This is a genomic window from Pseudomonas sp. NPDC089996, from assembly GCF_044748405.1.
Lineage (GTDB): Bacteria > Pseudomonadota > Gammaproteobacteria > Pseudomonadales > Pseudomonadaceae > Aquipseudomonas.
In genome coordinates, this window is the sequence record NZ_JBIVGA010000011.1 from 177,273 (window position 1) to 192,758 (window position 15,486).

The 15,486-nt window shown below is 63.0% G+C and carries 14 protein-coding genes; 8 read left to right on the forward strand and 6 right to left on the reverse strand.

Annotated elements, in window-relative coordinates; translation table 11 throughout:
- The first annotated feature begins 154 nt into the window (after positions 1-154).
- From ACIPW4_RS19970 to pdxJ, 7 genes are all read left to right on the forward strand, one after another.
- On the forward strand, positions 155-1,558 hold the full coding sequence (locus ACIPW4_RS19970) for a DegQ family serine endoprotease (protein ID WP_400660854.1): 1,404 nt from the start codon (positions 155-157) through the stop codon (positions 1,556-1,558).
- 182 nt (positions 1,559-1,740) lie between these two features.
- Complete coding sequence (lepA, locus tag ACIPW4_RS19975; protein ID WP_400660807.1) at positions 1,741-3,540, forward strand: translation elongation factor 4; 1,800 nt, start codon at positions 1,741-1,743, stop codon at positions 3,538-3,540.
- A gap of 5 nt (positions 3,541-3,545) precedes the next feature.
- Positions 3,546-4,400: a signal peptidase I gene (gene lepB / locus ACIPW4_RS19980; RefSeq protein WP_400660809.1), complete on the forward strand. Its 855-nt coding sequence runs from the start codon at positions 3,546-3,548 to the stop codon at positions 4,398-4,400.
- A gap of 161 nt (positions 4,401-4,561) precedes the next feature.
- Positions 4,562-5,251, forward strand: a complete 690-nt coding sequence (rnc, locus tag ACIPW4_RS19985) for a ribonuclease III (RefSeq protein ID WP_027917873.1) — start codon at positions 4,562-4,564, stop codon at positions 5,249-5,251.
- Positions 5,244-6,146 carry a GTPase Era gene (era, locus tag ACIPW4_RS19990; RefSeq protein ID WP_016498176.1) on the forward strand — a complete coding sequence of 301 codons (903 nt, stop codon included), beginning with the start codon at positions 5,244-5,246 and terminating at the stop codon, positions 6,144-6,146. Before rnc ends, era begins: the two co-directional genes overlap by 8 nt.
- 200 nt (positions 6,147-6,346) lie before the next feature.
- On the forward strand, positions 6,347-7,030 hold the full coding sequence (gene recO, locus ACIPW4_RS19995) for a DNA repair protein RecO (protein WP_400660811.1): 684 nt from the start codon (positions 6,347-6,349) through the stop codon (positions 7,028-7,030).
- Positions 7,031-7,091: 61 nt separating this feature from the next.
- Positions 7,092-7,814, forward strand: a complete 723-nt coding sequence (gene pdxJ, locus ACIPW4_RS20000; protein ID WP_400660855.1) for a pyridoxine 5'-phosphate synthase — start codon at positions 7,092-7,094, stop codon at positions 7,812-7,814.
- 127 nt (positions 7,815-7,941) lie between these two features.
- Here pdxJ and ACIPW4_RS20005 read toward each other — a convergent pair whose 3' ends face one another.
- Positions 7,942-9,324, reverse strand: a complete 1,383-nt coding sequence (locus ACIPW4_RS20005) for a heavy metal sensor histidine kinase (RefSeq protein WP_400660813.1) — start codon at positions 9,322-9,324, stop codon at positions 7,942-7,944.
- Positions 9,321-9,995, reverse strand: a complete 675-nt coding sequence (locus tag ACIPW4_RS20010) for a heavy metal response regulator transcription factor (RefSeq protein ID WP_400660815.1) — start codon at positions 9,993-9,995, stop codon at positions 9,321-9,323. Before ACIPW4_RS20010 ends, ACIPW4_RS20005 begins: the two co-directional genes overlap by 4 nt.
- A 242-nt stretch (positions 9,996-10,237) precedes the next feature.
- On the opposite strand from ACIPW4_RS20010, the gene ACIPW4_RS20015 reads away from it, so the two are divergent.
- The gene (locus ACIPW4_RS20015) at positions 10,238-10,441 is read left to right on the forward strand and encodes a hypothetical protein (protein WP_400660817.1); all 204 of its coding nucleotides are present in this window, start codon (positions 10,238-10,240) and stop codon (positions 10,439-10,441) included.
- 71 nt (positions 10,442-10,512) lie between these two features.
- Here the strand turns inward: ACIPW4_RS20015 and cmoB are convergent, their stop codons facing one another.
- The 4 genes from cmoB to lon form a co-directional block, all read right to left on the reverse strand.
- Positions 10,513-11,469, reverse strand: a complete 957-nt coding sequence (cmoB, locus tag ACIPW4_RS20020) for a tRNA 5-methoxyuridine(34)/uridine 5-oxyacetic acid(34) synthase CmoB (protein WP_400660818.1) — start codon at positions 11,467-11,469, stop codon at positions 10,513-10,515.
- Complete coding sequence (cmoA, locus tag ACIPW4_RS20025; protein ID WP_400660820.1) at positions 11,466-12,209, reverse strand: carboxy-S-adenosyl-L-methionine synthase CmoA; 744 nt, start codon at positions 12,207-12,209, stop codon at positions 11,466-11,468. Before cmoA ends, cmoB begins: the two co-directional genes overlap by 4 nt.
- Positions 12,210-12,297: 88 nt before the next feature.
- Complete coding sequence (locus ACIPW4_RS20030; RefSeq protein WP_400660821.1) at positions 12,298-12,690, reverse strand: protease inhibitor I42 family protein; 393 nt, start codon at positions 12,688-12,690, stop codon at positions 12,298-12,300.
- A gap of 203 nt (positions 12,691-12,893) precedes the next feature.
- Positions 12,894-15,314, reverse strand: coding sequence for an endopeptidase La (lon, locus tag ACIPW4_RS20035; RefSeq protein ID WP_400660823.1), 2,421 nt, complete (start codon positions 15,312-15,314; stop codon positions 12,894-12,896).
- Positions 15,315-15,486 lie beyond the last annotated feature (172 nt).

A 15,486-nucleotide genomic window follows, 5' to 3' on the forward strand; every position in this document is an offset into this window, starting at 1 on the left:
TAAAGCATTGTCATTTGCAATCCTTCGGCAAATTTTCTATAGGTCAGGCTTCTAGGAGCCTGGCCTTTGCTGTTTTTGTGCAGGGCTATTTCCAACTACCGCTCGTTGTGACGGGAGCCGTATGTCAATACCACGCTTGAAATCCTACCTAACGATGTTCGCCGCCGTGCTGATGCTCGGCCAGGTGCTCGGCGCCCAGGCTGAAGAGGCACTGCCGGACTTCACCACGCTGGTCGAGCAGGCCTCGCCGGCCGTGGTCAACATCAGTACCAAGCAGAAGCTGCCGGACCGCGTCGCCTCCGGGCAGATGCCGGACCTCGAAGGCCTGCCGCCGATGTTCCGCGAGTTCTTCGAGCGCAACATGCCGCAGCAGCCGCGTTCGCCGCGTGGTGACCGCCAGCGAGAGGCCATGTCGCTGGGTTCGGGCTTCATCATTTCCAGCGATGGCTATGTACTGACCAACAACCACGTGGTTGCCGACGCCGACGAGATCATCGTCCGCCTGTCGGACCGCAGCGAGCTGCAGGCCAAGCTGATCGGCACCGATCCGCGCACCGACGTGGCCCTGCTCAAGGTCGAAGGCAAGAACCTGCCGACCGTCAAGCTGGGTGATTCCGAGAAGCTCAAGGTCGGCGAGTGGGTGCTGGCCATCGGTTCGCCGTTCGGCTTTGACCATTCGGTGACCAAAGGTATCGTCAGCGCCAAGGGCCGGACCCTCCCGAATGACACCTATGTGCCCTTTATCCAGACCGACGTGGCGATCAACCCGGGTAACTCCGGTGGCCCGCTGTTCAACATGCAGGGCGAAGTGGTGGGTATCAACTCGCAGATCTTCACCCGCTCCGGCGGCTTCATGGGCCTGTCCTTCGCCATCCCGATCGACGTGGCCATCGATGTGTCCAACCAGCTGAAGAAAGACGGCAAGGTCAGCCGCGGCTGGCTGGGCGTGGTGATCCAGGAGGTCAACAAGGACCTGGCCGAGTCGTTCGGCCTCGACAAGCCAGCTGGCGCCCTGGTGGCGCAGGTGCTGGAAGACGGCCCGGCAGCCAAGGGCGGCCTGCAGGTGGGTGACGTGATCCTGAGCATGAACGGCCAGCCGATCGTCATGTCGGCCGACCTGCCACACCTGGTCGGCAGCCTGAAGGACGGCCAGAAGGCCAAGCTCGAGATCATCCGCAACGGCAAGCGCCAGACCCTGGACGTCGCCGTCGGCCCGATGCCGGATGACGATACCGACATCGGTACCGGTACTGGCGCCGATGGCAGCGCCGAGCGCAGCAGCAACCGCCTGGGCGTGTCCGTGTCGGACCTGACCGCTGAGCAGAAGAAAACCCTGGAGCTCAAGGGCGGCGTGGTGATCAAGGAGGTTCAGGACGGCCCTGCCGCGATGATCGGCCTGCGCCCGGGTGACGTGATCAGCCACCTGAACAACCAGGCCATCGCTTCGGCCAAGCAGTTCACCGAAATCGCCAAGGACCTGCCGAAGAATCGTTCGGTGTCGATGCGTGTGCTGCGTCAGGGGCGGGCCAGCTTCATCACCTTCAAACTCGCTGAATAAGCGGGCTCAAGGGAAGGAAAGGGCAGCTTCGGCTGCCCTTTTTCATGAAAGTTCACAATTGCGGGGGCGAATGCTGTGTACAGTCCGATAGAGGAATCTCCCATATCCCGGCAGCTTAAGGTACAATTCCCGGCTATTTTTCGGCGGGCGTCCGGCTCGCAGCCTTTTCCGAGTGTTGACCCGTGAGTGATTTGAGTCATATCCGCAATTTCTCCATCATCGCCCACATCGACCATGGCAAGTCGACGCTGGCCGACCGTTTCATTCAAATGTGCGGTGGCCTGTCTGCGCGCGAAATGGAAGCCCAGGTACTGGACTCCATGGACCTGGAGCGCGAACGCGGTATCACCATCAAGGCCCACAGCGTCACGCTCAACTACAAGGCGCAGGACGGCAAGGTCTACCAGCTGAACTTCATCGACACCCCCGGCCACGTCGACTTCACCTACGAAGTCTCGCGCTCGCTGGCGGCCTGTGAAGGCGCGCTGCTGGTGGTGGACGCCGGCCAGGGTGTCGAAGCCCAGTCCGTGGCCAACTGCTACACCGCCATCGAGCAGGGCCTGGAGGTCATGCCGGTCCTGAACAAGATGGACCTGCCCCAGGCCGACCCGGACCGCGTCAAGGACGAGATCGAGAAGATCATCGGTATCGACGCCACTGACGCCGTGGCCTGCAGTGCCAAGAGCGGCATGGGCGTGGACGAGGTGCTCGAGCGCCTGGTGCACAGCATCCCCGCGCCGGAAGGCGATATCGAGGCGCCCCTGCAGGCGCTGATCATCGACTCCTGGTTCGACAACTACCTGGGCGTGGTCTCGCTGGTGCGTGTGCGCCACGGCCGCGTCAAGAAAGGCGACAAGATCCTGGTCAAGTCCACCGGCAAGCTGCACCTGGTCGACAGCGTCGGTGTATTCACCCCGAAGCACACCCAGACCGCCGACCTGAAGGCCGGTGAAGTCGGCTTCATCATCGCCAGCATCAAGGACATTCACGGTGCGCCGGTGGGCGACACCCTGACCCTGTCCTCGACCCCTGATGTCGAAGTCCTGCCAGGTTTCAAGAAGATCCAGCCGCAGGTGTACGCCGGCCTGTTCCCGGTCAGCTCCGATGACTTCGAGGACTTCCGCGACGCCCTGCAGAAGCTGACCCTGAACGACTCGTCGCTGCAGTACATGCCGGAAAGCTCCGACGCACTGGGCTTCGGCTTCCGTTGCGGCTTCCTCGGCATGCTGCACATGGAGATCATCCAGGAGCGCCTGGAGCGCGAATACGACCTGGACCTGATCACCACCGCGCCAAGCGTGATCTACGAGCTCGAACTCAAGACCGGCGAAACCATCATCGTCGACAACCCGTCGAAGCTGCCTGATGTTTCGTCTGTCACCGACTTCCGCGAGCCGATCGTCACCGCGACCATCCTGGTGCCGCAAGAGCACTTGGGCAACGTCATCACCCTGTGCATCGAGAAGCGTGGCGTGCAGCGCGACATGCAGTTCCTCGGCAGCCAGGTGCAGGTGCGCTACGACATGCCGATGAACGAAGTGGTCCTGGACTTCTTCGACCGCCTGAAGTCGACCAGCCGCGGCTATGCTTCGCTGGACTATCATTTCGATCGCTACCAGTCGGCCAACCTGGTCAAGCTGGATGTACTGATCAACGGCGACAAGGTCGATGCCCTGGCGTTGATCGTGCACCGCGACAACGCGGCCTACAAAGGCCGTGCGTTGACCGAGAAGATGAAGGAACTGATCCCTCGACAGATGTTCGACGTGGCGATCCAGGCGGCAATTGGCGGCCAGATCATTGCCCGGACAACCGTAAAGGCACTCAGAAAGAACGTACTGGCCAAGTGCTACGGTGGTGACGTCAGCCGTAAGAAGAAACTGCTGGAGAAGCAGAAGGCCGGTAAGAAACGCATGAAGCAGGTGGGCAACGTGGAGATTCCACAGGAAGCCTTCCTCGCCGTGCTCAGGTTGGATAGCTAGGTCCTATGTCGCTAAATTTCCCGCTGTTGCTAGTCATCGCTGTCTTCGTCTGCGGTTTGCTGGGCTTGATCGACCTGCTGTTCCTGGCTCCGCGCCGGCGGGCAGCGATCGCCAACTACCAGGGCAGTGTCACCCAGCCAGAAATGGCGGTGGTCGAGCGCCTTAACAAAGAGCCGCTGCTGGTCGAGTACGGCAAATCGTTCTTCCCGGTGCTGTTCATCGTGCTGGTGCTGCGCTCGTTTCTGGTCGAGCCGTTCCAGATCCCTTCGGGCTCGATGAAACCGACCCTGGAAGTGGGCGATTTCATCCTGGTGAACAAGTTCTCCTATGGCATCCGCCTGCCGGTGATCGACAAGAAGGTCATCGAGGTCGGTGACCCGCAACGCGGCGATGTGATGGTGTTCCGCTACCCGAGCGACCTGAACGTCAACTACATCAAGCGTGTGGTCGGCCTGCCGGGCGACAAGATCAGCTACACCAGCGACAAGCGGCTGTTCGTCAACGGCCAGCCGATCGCCGAGCAGCTGGTTGGCGCCGAGCCAGGTACCTTGGGCAGCGCCGAGCTGTACAAGGAAAAACTCGGCGAAGCCGAGCACCTGATCCGCAAGGAGATGACCCGCTATCGCATGCCGCCGGACCAGCAATGGACCGTGCCGGCCGGCCATTACTTCATGATGGGCGACAACCGCGACAACTCCAACGACAGCCGCTACTGGGACGACCCGAAAATCCCTAAAGAGCTGCACGGCATGGTTCCGGACCGGAACATCGTCGGCAAGGCCTTCGCGGTCTGGATGAGCTGGCCAGAGCCCAAGCTCAGCCACTTGCCCAACCTGTCGCGGGTCGGCCTGATCCATTGATACCCTTCGGCGCTGTCCTGCAGACAGCGCCGAATGCATTTCTGACATAGGCTGTGTTCTCAAGGATCGAGAGATTCGTCGCTGACCGCGACGGGCCACAGCCAAACAGTCTTTCAGGATGTTGATTTGAACAACGCGTTGAACAACCAACGGGTGGCCGTATGAGTGCTTCCCTTGCCCGTCTCGAGCGCAAGCTCGGCTACACCTTCAAGAACCAGGAGCAGATGCTGCTGGCCCTGACTCACCGCAGCTATGCCGGGCGCAACAACGAGCGTCTGGAGTTTCTCGGTGACGCCATTCTCAACTTCGTCGCTGGCGAGGCGCTGTTCGAGCGCTTCCCGCAGGCCCGCGAAGGTCAGCTGTCGCGCCTGCGTGCCCGGCTGGTCAAGGGCGAGACCCTGGCCCGCCTGGCCCGTGGTTTCGACCTGGGCGATTACCTGCGCCTGGGCTCGGGCGAGCTCAAGAGCGGAGGCTTCCGCCGTGAGTCGATCCTCGCTGACGCCCTCGAAGCGCTGATCGGGGCAATCTATCTGGACGCGGACATGCAGACCGCGCGCGAGCGTGTCCTCGCCTGGCTGACCGACGAGTTCGAAGGCCTGACCCTGGTCGACACCAACAAGGACCCGAAAACCCGCCTGCAGGAGTTCCTGCAATCGCGCAGCTGCGAGCTGCCGCGTTACGAGGTGGTCGACATCCAGGGCGAACCGCACTGCCGTACCTTCTTCGTCGAATGCGAAGTGGTGCTGCTGAACAACAAGAGCCGTGGCCAGGGCGTCAGCCGGCGTATCGCCGAGCAGGTCGCCGCTGCCGCTGCATTGATCGCCCTGGGCGTGGAGAATGGCAATGACTGATAACAATCCGACCCGCTGCGGTTACGTGGCCATCGTCGGCCGCCCGAACGTGGGCAAGTCGACCTTGCTCAACCACATCCTCGGCCAGAAGCTGGCGATCACCTCGCGCAAGCCGCAGACTACCCGCCACAACATGCTCGGCATCAAGACCGAGGGTGACGTGCAGGCCATCTACGTTGACACCCCGGGCATGCACAAGGCCAACGACAAGGCCTTGAACCGTTACATGAACCGCAACGCCTCGGCGGCCCTGAAGGACGTCGACGTGGTGATCTTCGTGGTCGACCGGACGAAGTGGACCGATGAGGACCAGCTGGTGCTGGAGCGCGTCCAGTACGTGACCGGCCCGCTGATCATTGCTGTCAACAAGACCGACCGCATGGAAGAGAAGGCCGAGTTGATTCCGCATCTGCAGTGGCTGCAGGAACAACTGCCGAACGCCGAAGTGATGCCGATTTCTGCGCAGCAGGGCCACAACCTCGAAGCGCTGGAGGCCCAGATCGCCAAGCACCTGCCGGAAAATGACCACTTCTTCCCGGAAGACCAGATCACCGACCGCAGCAGCCGCTTCCTCGCCGCCGAACTGGTGCGCGAGAAGATCATGCGCCAGCTGGGCGCCGAGCTGCCGTATCAGATCACCGTGGAAATCGAAGAGTTCAAACAGCAGGGCCATGTGCTGCACATCCATGCGCTGATCCTGGTCGAGCGTGATGGCCAGAAGAAGATCATCATCGGTGACAAGGGCGAGCGCATCAAACGCATTGGCTCTGAAGCACGCAAGGACATGGAAGTGCTGTTCGACTCCAAGGTCATGCTCAACCTCTGGGTCAAGGTCAAAGGCGGCTGGTCCGACGACGAACGCGCCCTGCGCTCGCTGGGCTACGGCGACCTCTAAGTATTACTGTTGGGGCCGCTGTGCGGCCCATCGCAGCGGTTCGTCGCCACGACAAGCCAGCTCCCACACCGACAGCACCGATTTCAAGTCATGTGCAGTACCTGTGGGAGCTGGCTTGTCGTGGCGACGAACCGCTGCGATGGGCTGCACAGCAGCCCCAATTAGCAGTAACACCGCGGCGCAGGTAACGAGTGATCTTTATGGAACAGCCAGTCGGCCAGCCGGCCTACGTCCTGCACAGCCGCGCCTACAAGGAAACCAGTGCACTGGTGGACTTCTTCACGCCCCAGGGCCTGATGCGTGCGGTGCTACGCCGCGCCCGCGGCAAAGGCGGCAGCCTGGTGCGGCCGTTCATTGCGCTGGAAGTGGAGTTGTTCGGCAAGGGTGAGCTGAAGAACGTCAGGCGCCTTGACCCCGTCGGCATCGCTGCGTGGCTGCATGGCGACGCGTTGTTCAGCGGCCTCTACCTCAATGAACTGCTGATGCGCTTGCTGCCCGCCGAGGCGCCGCAGCCCGAGTTGTTCGAGCATTACGCCCTGACCCTGCAGGCACTGGCCGAGGGCAGGCCGCTGGAGCCACTGCTGCGTTCGTTCGAGTGGCGGCTGCTGGAAGACCTTGGCTACGCCTTCTCGCTCAGCCATGACATCAACGACGACCCGGTCGAGGCCGACGGCCTGTACCGCCTGCGGGTCGATGCTGGCCTTGAGCGCGTGCACCTGCCGCAGCCCGGCCTGTTCAGTGGTACCCAGTTGCTGGCCCTGGCCCAGGCCGACTGGGATGCCCCTGGTGCGTTGCTGGCAGCCAAGCGCCTGATGCGCCAGGCACTGGCGGTACACCTGGGGCCGAAACCGCTGGTCAGCCGGGAACTGTTTCGCAAGCGCTGAGCACGTCGTATGCTGTGTGGCTCAAACTTCAGGAGAGCCTTTCGTGACTCACAGCAACCGCATGCTTCTCGGCGTCAACATCGACCACGTGGCGACCCTGCGCCAGGCCCGCGGTACCCGCTACCCGGACCCGGTCAAGGCCGCGCTGGATGCCGAGGAAGCGGGCGCCGATGGCATTACCGTTCACTTGCGTGAAGACCGCCGGCACATCCAGGAGCGCGACGTGGTGCTGCTCAAGGACGTGCTGCAGACGCGCATGAATTTCGAAATGGGCGTCACCGAAGAAATGATGGCCTTTGCCGAGAAGATACGCCCGGCGCATATCTGCCTGGTCCCCGAGACCCGCCAGGAGCTGACCACCGAAGGTGGCCTGGATGTGGCCGGCCAGGAAGCGCGGATCAAGGCGGCGGTCGAGCGCCTGTCGCGTACCGGTGCCGAAGTGTCGCTGTTCATCGATGCCGACGAGCGGCAGATCGAGGCTTCGCGCCGTGTCGGTGCGCCGGCCATCGAGTTGCACACCGGGCAATATGCCGAGGCCGAAACACCGACCGAAGTGGCTGAAGAACTGCAGCGCATCGTCGATAGCGTGGCGTTTGGCGTGGGCCAAGGGCTGATCGTCAATGCCGGCCATGGCCTGCACTACCACAACGTCGAGGCGGTGGCGGCGATCAAGGGCATCAATGAACTGAACATCGGTCATGCCCTTGTTGCGCATGCCTTGTTCGTAGGCTTCAAGGCTGCCGTGGCCGAGATGAAGGCACTGATCGTCGCGGCTTCGCGCTGATCAGTCGATTGCCTGCACCGGCCTCTTCGCGGGCACGCCCGCTCCCACTGGTACTGCGCCGGCATTAGGGCTTGCCAGTATCTGTGGGAGCGGGCGTGCCCGCGAAGAGGCCCGTGCAGTCAACCCCTTACTCAGCCCGAAACACCAGTGTGAACCGAGTTGGCCCTTCAGGGCTGCTGTTCACCTCGACTTGCCCCCCGTGCAATTGCATGATCGACTTCACGATCGCCAGCCCCAGGCCCGTTCCGCCCTCCAGCCGGGAACGCCCCGACCCTACGCGGTAGAAACGCTCGAACAACTGCGGCCAATGTGCTTCGGCAATCCCCGGCCCCTGATTCTCCACCCACATCAACACGTCGCTGCCTTGGCGCTCGATGCCCAGCTTCACAGCCAGCCCTACTGGTCCGTGACGAATGGCATTGCTCAACAGATTCGACAGCGCCCGCTGGAACATCAGGCGGTCCGCCAGGGCCGTCCCCCAGCCCTGCAGATGCAACTCGATACCCTTGAGCTCGGCACTGAATGCAAACAGCTCGCTCACCTGCGCCGCTTCATCCGCCAACACCAACGGTTTGAGGGCCACCTGCGCCTGAGGCTGGCTGACCTGAGCAAGGAACAGCATGTCGTTGATGATACGGTTGAGCCGGGTCAGCTCCTCGATACTGTCTTCCAGCACTTCCCGGTAGTTCGTGCTATCCCGTTCGCGGGCCAGAGTGACCTGGGCCTTGCCCATCAGGTTGCCCAGCGGGGTACGCAGTTCGTGGGCCAGGTCGTCAGAAAATTGCGACAGCTGGCGTACACCCAGATCCAGGCGGTCGAGCATCACATTGATACTGCGCGCCAGTTCTGCCAGCTCCAGCGGTAACCCGGTAGCGGGCAGGCGGTGTTGCAGGTCCTGGGTGGAGACCTGCCCTGCGATGCGGCGGAAGTGGCGCAGTGGCTTCAGGCCTTTTTGCATCAGCCACCAGGCGCCAGCGCCGATCAGCAGCAACAGCACTGGCAAGGCCATCAGGGTCGAGTGCAGATAGGCCTCAAGCAGGGCATGGTCGTCGGCGCGGTTGAGCGACATCATTACCCGCACCGGGGTGTCATCGCGCAGGCGCATCTGCCGGGTAACAGTGAGGATCTGGTTGCCGCTCCTGTCACGCCATTCGTGGAAGTTCAGCCGAGAATCGGTAGGCAATTCGCCAACCCGGGACTCCAGCGCAGGGCCGAGACTGAGCAGGTGCGGGTGGCGGCCCTCAAGGGCCAGTATGCTCAGGCTGAGGTTGTCGTGGCCCATTACCAGGTCGAGCAACGGATGGGCGCGGCTGCCGAGGTCATCGCTGCGCAGGTCGATCCGCAGGTTGTGCTCCACTTGCAGCATCTTGCGCGCCAGGTCCTTGCGGGCGCGACTGTCCAGTTCGTGGTCGAGGGCGAACACCGCCAGGCACGCGAGCAGCAGCACGAGGGCGGCGCCCATCAGGGTCACACTCAGGCCCAGGCGCAGTGACAGGCTGGCGTGCTTCACACGCGGGCCTCGAGGACATAACCGACGCCGCGCAGGGTATGGATCAGCTTGTCGTCGAACGGGTCATCGATCTTTGCCCGCAAGCGGCGGATCGAGACTTCGACCACATTGGTGTCGCAATCGAAATTCATGTCCCACACCAGCGAAATGATCTGCGTGCGCGACAGCACTTCTCCGCTTTGGCGCATCAGCAGGTGCAACAGGGCGAATTCCTTGGCGGTCAGGTCGATACGCTTGCCGGCGCGGTAGGCACGGTGGCGGCCGGGGTCCAGCTCGAGGTCGGCGACGCGCAGGGTGTTCGGTTGCAGTTGCTGGTCATTACGCCGCAGCAGGCTGCGGATACGGGCCAGCAATTCGGGGAATTCGAACGGTTTGAGCAGGTAGTCATCAGCACCCAGATCCAAGCCTTTGACCCGGTCTGCCAGGCGGCCATGGGCAGTCAGCATCATGATCCGCGTGGCCGATTCGGCGCGCAGGCGCTGCAGCACGGCCCAACCGTCGAGTTCGGGCAGGTTGACGTCGAGGATGATCAGGTCGTAGGGCTGCTGACGCGCCAGGTGCAGGCCGTCGGTGCCGGTGTGGGCGCAGTCGACCACGTAGCCGTTTTCGCGTAGGCCCTGTTGCAGGTAGTCAGCGGTACGCAGTTCGTCCTCGATGATCAGTAGGCGCATGGGCGGGCTCGGTGGGCTGGAAAGGGCGGGGATTCTCAGGCCTGTAGGGGCTTCAGGGTCAAGTTGCAGGATGTTACGGCATGCGAATGGCCCGTCGACGTAGATAACGGATTTGTAATCCTGGTGTTATCTGGCTGTCCGCCAAGGTCACCTTGCAAGACTGTAATGCTCGCCTCACCTTGGCGTTAGCTGCCGATGGTTAGGCTTGCCCTGTCTGATCGGTTATCAACGAGGCAAGCACGATGAACCTGACCAAGTACCTGTTGCTGGCGACCCTCGCCCTCGGCAGTGCCAGTGTCTACGCCGAAGGCGGCGCCGAACGTTCCCAGCAATTCTGGCAAGCGTTCCGCCAGGATCAGCAGCGCCTGCACGGCAACCAGCAACAGGCCGTCACCGAGCGCGAGCGCAAGGCGCAGGAGAAGGCCCGCGAGGTGGCCAAGGATTGAGCCAACAGCACCTGCGCCGGAACAGCTCCCTGGCGCAGGTGTGATTCAGGCGTCCACATGGACGCCTTTTTTTATTTGCGCGCCAGCAGGGTGGCGCGGCGCGGGGCAGGCAGGCCTTCGAGGGTCTTGCTGTGGTCGTTCGGGTCGAGGAAGTCGCCCAGCGACTGGTAGCGCATCCATTCGGTGCTGCGCTGTTCCTCGACGCTGGTGACGCTCACGTCCACGCACCGCACGTCGGTGAAGCCAGCACGGCGCAACCAACGCTCCAGGGCCGGTACCGATGGCAGGTACCAGACATTGCGCATCTGCGCGTAGCGGTCTTCGGGCACCAGCACCTGGTTTTCGTCGCCCTCGATCACCAGGGTTTCCAGCACCAGCTCGCCGCCTTTGACCAGGCAGTCCTTGAGCGCCAGCAGGTGTTCGATGGGCGAGCGGCGGTGGTAGAACACGCCCATGGAGAACACCGTGTCGAAGCCTTCGAGGTTGGCTGGCAGTTCCTCCAGGGCGAACGGCAGGTGCCAGGCGGGCAGCTCGGGCAGGTATTGCTGCACGGCCTGGAACTGGCAGAAGAACAACCAGTTGGGGTCGACGCCGATGACCATGTCGGCGCCGGCGCCAAGCATGCGCCATTGGTAGTAACCGTTGCCGCAGCCAACATCGAGCACGCGCTTGCCCTTGAGGTCCAGGTGCGGGCCGACCCGTGACCACTTCCAGTCCGAGCGCCATTCGGTGTCGACATGTACGCCGAACAGGTCGAACGGCCCTTTGCGCCAGGGCGACAGGCCCATCAGTGCCTGGCGCATCTGCGCACGGGTAGCGTCATCGCACGGGCAATCCAGGCGCAGGCCGTCGACCAGGTCGATTTCGCTGGGCTGCAAGGCTGGCAGCGCGTCGAGCGCGCCGCGCCAGCGGTCGAGGTCGCCGTGGCCTTTTTCCAGCTTCGCGTTCAATTGAGCTTGCAGGCCTTGGGACCAGGAAGCCAGGGGGGTGCCCGCCAGACGGCGGACGAGGGGGGACAGATCGATCATGGCAGGGCTATCAACGAAACGAAATTAAGGCATTGGAACCACGGCACGACCTTGGAGAAGCCGGCAGCGTGCAGGCGCTCTTTATGGGTTTGCAGGGTGTCGGGCTTCATCACGTTCTCGATGGCGCTGCGCTTCTGGGCGATTTCCAGTTCGCTGTAGCCATTGGCCCGCTTGAAGTCCAGGTGCAGTTCGTTGAGCAGGTTCTGTTCCTCGTCATCGGCAAAGCGCAGTTTCTCCGAGAGGATCAGCGCGCCGCCGGGCAGCAGTGCCTGGCGGATCTGCTTGAGCAGCGCCAGGCGTTGATCCGGGGCAATGAACTGAAGGGTGAAGTTCATCGCCACCACCGAGGCCGGTTCGAAGGGCAGGGTGAGAATGTCGGCTTCCAGCACATCGACCGGCAGCAGTTCCTGGAACATCGAATCCTGGGCGGTGAGGTACTGGCGGCAGCGTTCGACCATGGCGGCGGAGTTGTCCACCGCGATCACCCGGCAACCGTCGCTGCGCACATGGCGGCGCAGTGACTGGGTGACGGCCCCCAGGGAGGCACCCAGATCGTATAGTGCGGTGTTCGGCTGGGCGAAGCGCGAGGCCAGCACACCGAGGTTTTCGACGATGGTCGGGTAACCGGGCACCGAGCGCTTGATCATGTCCGGGAACACGCGCACCACGTCTTCGTTGAACACGAAGTCGGGGACCTGCTCCAGGGGTTGGGCGAAAAGGCGGTCGGGTTGTTTGCTCACGGTGAATCCAGGCGGCTGGCGATATGCAGGCCGGCATTCTAGCCAAACCGCGGCGTGGATGCATGGTTCGCTGACCAGCGCTGTGCGATCAGTCGACCCGGATGGCGCAATCGAAGGTCTGTACCGGGCGCACTTCCGGGGCCCAGGGTTGCTGGTAGACCAGTACCAGGTGGCCTTCACCGGCGGTGCGGGCCTGGTAGCGCCAGGTCGAGATGCCCGAACTGCCGACGATACCGACGTCCTCGGGGGCGCTGTAGACCTCGGGCCCCAGGCTTTGCAGCACGTTGGATGCCGGGTTCTGTACCAGCCAGCGGTAGCCGGTGGTGGGGTTGCTGGGGAGGGTCAGGGTAAGGCTCTGGCCGACGTGCAGGCGCTTGGGGCATTCGCTTTCGGCGTCCAGTTCGACGGTTTGCTTCGGCTGCTGGGCGCAGGCGGCGAGCAGGGCGAGGCTCAGGGGAACGAGCAGACGAGGGGCGGTCATGGTGGCTCCGAAGGCTGGCGATGGCCTGAGGATACCCGAAGTTGCAGATTATGGTGCGTCCTGCGCGGTCGTTGTAGGAGCGGCCTTGTGTCGCGAAAGGGCTGCGCAGCAGCCCCAAAACCTGTGTAGTGGCGAAGATCCTGGGGCCGCTTTGCGGCCCTTTCGCGACACAAGGCCGCTCCTACAAAAAGCGAGCCGGTGGTTCAGAACAGCACTTTGGCCACGTCGGCGAAGCGCTTGGCGAAATGCACGGTCAGGCCTTCGCGCAGATAGTCCGGCAGCTCTTCGAAGTCCCCGCGGTTCGGCTCCGGCAGAATCAGCTCGAAAATCTTCTGCCGCCGCGCCGCGATCACCTTTTCGCGCACACCACCAATAGGCAGTACCTGGCCGGTCAGGGTCAGTTCGCCGGTCATGGCAACGCCCTTCTTCGGCGCCTGGTCACGGGCCAGGGACAGCAGGGCGCTGGCCATGGTCACCCCGGCACTGGGGCCATCCTTGGGCGTGGCGCCCTCGGGCACGTGCAGATGGATGAAGGCTTCGTTGAAATAACCGGGTGTGCCACCGAACTGCTTCAGATTGGAGCTGATGTAGCTGTAGGCGATCTCCGCCGATTCCTTCATCACATCCCCCAACTGCCCGGTGAGTTTCAGGCCGCGGTTGAGGCTATGGATGTGCGTGGCCTCGATCGGCAGGGTCGCACCGCCCATGCTGGTCCACGCAAGGCCTGTGATCACGCCTTTGCCAGCCAGCACCTGCTCGCTGCGGAATACCGGCATGCCCAGGGCCGCCTCCAGGTCCTTGTTGCCGATCTTGAGCTTGGCGTCCGGGTCTTCCAGCAGCTTGACCACGGCCTTGCGCACCAGCTTGCCCAGCTGTTTCTCCAGCTGGCGCACCCCGGCCTCACGGGCGTAGCCCTCGATCACCGTGCGCAGGGCGCTGTCGCTGATGCTAAGGCTGGTCTTGGCCACGCCGGCCTTGTCCAGCTGCTTGGGCCAAAGGTGGCGCTTGGCAATGGCCAGTTTCTCTTCGGTGATGTAGCCGGACAGGCGGATCACCTCCATGCGGTCGAGCAGCGGGCCGGGGATCGAGTCCAGGGTGTTGGCGGTGCACACGAACAGCACCTTGGACAGGTCCAGGCGCAGGTCCAGGTAGTGGTCGAGGAAGTCGACGTTCTGCTCCGGATCGAGGGTTTCCAGCAATGCCGAGGCCGGGTCGCCCTGGTAGCTCTGGCCCATCTTGTCGATCTCGTCGAGCATGATCACCGGGTTCATCACCTCGACATCCTTCAGCGCCTGCACCAGCTTGCCCGGCTGGGCGCCGATGTAGGTGCGCCGGTGCCCTTTGATTTCCGCCTCATCGCGCATACCGCCGACGCTGAAACGGTAGAACGGCCGGCCGAGGGATTCGGCGATGGACTTGCCAATGCTGGTCTTGCCCACCCCAGGCGGCCCCACCAGCAGCACGATCGAACCGCTGATCTCGCCCTTCCAGGCGCCGACAGCGAGGAACTCGAGGATGCGTTCCTTGATATCGTCCAGGCCCGCGTGGTGCTGGTCGAGCACTTTGCGTGCGTGCTTGAGGTCGAGCTTGTCCTTGCCGTACACGCCCCAGGGCAGGGCGGTGGCCCATTCCAGATAATTGCGGGTGACAGCGTATTCGGGCGAGCCGGTCTCGAGGATGGCCAGCTTGCCCATTTCTTCGTCGATGCGCTTTTTCGCCTGCTCGGGCAGGGTCTTGCCCTCAAGGCGCTGCTCGAACTGTTCAAGGTCGGCGCTGCGGTCGTCCTTGGTCAGGCCCAGTTCCTGCTGAATGACCTTGAGCTGTTCCTTGAGGAAGAACTCGCGCTGGTGCTCGCCGATCTGCCGATTGACCTCGGCGGAGATCTCGTTCTGCAGGCGCGCGACCTCGACTTCCTTGCGCAGCATCGGCAGGACCTTCTCCATGCGCTTGAGCATGGGCACGCAGTCGAGCACTTCCTGCAGTTGGTTGCCGGTGGCGGAGGTGAGCGCGGCGGCGAAGTCTGTGAGTGGCGAAGGGTCGTTAGGGCTGAAGCGGTTGAGGTAGTTCTTCAACTCTTCACTGTATAGCGGATTGAGCGGCAGCAGCTCCTTGATCGCATTGATCAGCGCCATGCCGTAGGCCTTGACCTCATCGGTCGGCTCGGCCGGCTGGCGCGGGTACTCGACCTCGACCAGGTAGGGCGGGCGATGGTGCTTGAGCCAGGTGCGGATGCGCACCCGGGTCAGGCCCTGGGCGACGAACTGCAATTTGCCGTTTTCGCGGCTGGCGTGGTGCACCTTGACCAGGGTGCCGTACTCCGGCAGTGCAGAGGTGTCGAAATGGCGGTGGTCTTCCGGCGGGGTATCCATGAAGAACAGGGCCAGCGAATGGTGCTCGGTCTTGGCCACCAGGTCGAGGGTTTCGGCCCAGGGCTCTTCATTGACGATCACCGGCAGCACTTGCGCAGGGAAGAACGGGCGGTTGTGGATCGGGATCACATAGACCTTGTCCGGCAGCTGCTGGCCGGGCAGGGCGAGGGCATGGCTGGTACCGGCCTGAGTGTCGGGCGGCTCTACTGCACTGTGTTCGTCGGGTTGTTCCGGGAAATCCTGCTGGTCGCTCATGGGGCACCTGCGTGAATGACTATGGTGCTTAGATGGGGCGGGGGGGGATGGGTTTCAATGGTGTAGGAGCGGCCTTGTGTCGCGAAAGGGGCGCAACGCGGCCCCAGGAATTCAGCAACATTGCCGAAATAGCTGGGGCTGCTTTGCAGCCCTTTCGCGACACAAGGCCGCT